We start from the raw sequence: 1151 nt of genomic DNA on the forward strand, positions 1-1151 counted from the left end.
AAATTTGAACGTACTAAACCGCACGTTAACGTTGGTACTATCGGCCACGTTGACCACGGTAAAACTACCCTGACTGCAGCTATCACTACCGTACTGTCTAAAGTATACGGTGGTCAGGCTCGTGCATTCGATCAGATCGATAACGCGCCAGAAGAAAAAGCTCGTGGTATCACCATCAACACTTCTCACGTAGAGTACGACACCCCAACTCGTCACTACGCGCACGTTGACTGCCCAGGTCACGCCGACTACGTGAAGAACATGATCACTGGTGCTGCTCAGATGGACGGCGCTATCCTGGTAGTAGCTGCGACTGACGGCCCAATGCCTCAGACTCGTGAGCACATCCTGCTGGGTCGTCAGGTAGGCGTTCCTTACATCATCGTGTTCCTGAACAAGTGTGACATGGTTGATGACGAAGAGCTGCTGGAACTGGTAGAAATGGAAGTGCGTGAGCTGCTGTCTCAGTACGACTTCCCAGGCGACGACACTCCAGTTGTTCGCGGTTCTGCACTGAAAGCGCTGGAAGGCGATGCTCAGTGGGAAGAGAAGATTGTTGAACTGGCAGGCTACCTGGACAGCTACATCCCTGAGCCAGAGCGTGCTATCGACAAGCCATTCCTGCTGCCAATCGAAGACGTATTCTCTATCTCCGGCCGTGGTACTGTAGTAACTGGTCGTGTAGAGCGCGGTATCATCAAAGTTGGTGAAGAAGTAGAAATCGTTGGTATCAAAGAGACTACCAAGACTACTTGTACTGGCGTTGAAATGTTCCGTAAGCTGCTGGACGAAGGTCGTGCGGGCGAGAACGTAGGTGTTCTGCTGCGTGGTACCAAGCGTGATGACGTAGAGCGTGGTCAGGTTCTGGCTAAGCCAGGCTCAATCAACCCACACACCAACTTTGTAGCAGAAGTTTATATTCTGTCCAAAGATGAAGGTGGTCGTCACACTCCATTCTTCAAAGGCTACCGTCCACAGTTCTACTTCCGTACAACTGACGTGACCGGTACCATCGAACTGCCAGAAGGCGTAGAGATGGTAATGCCAGGTGACAACATCCAAATGGTTGTTACCCTGATTGCACCAATCGCGATGGACGAAGGCTTGCGCTTCGCTATCCGTGAAGGTGGCCGTACTGTAGGTGCGGGCGT

1 protein-coding gene is annotated in these 1151 nt (G+C 52.0%); it reads left to right on the forward strand.

The features are described from left to right. On the forward strand, window positions 1-1151 hold a 1151-nt coding region (gene tuf / locus L975_RS16110), incomplete at both ends, for an elongation factor Tu (protein ID WP_039046825.1).

This window comes from Plesiomonas sp. ZOR0011 (assembly GCF_000800945.1).
GTDB lineage: Bacteria > Pseudomonadota > Gammaproteobacteria > Enterobacterales > CAMTGL01 > Plesiomonas > Plesiomonas shigelloides.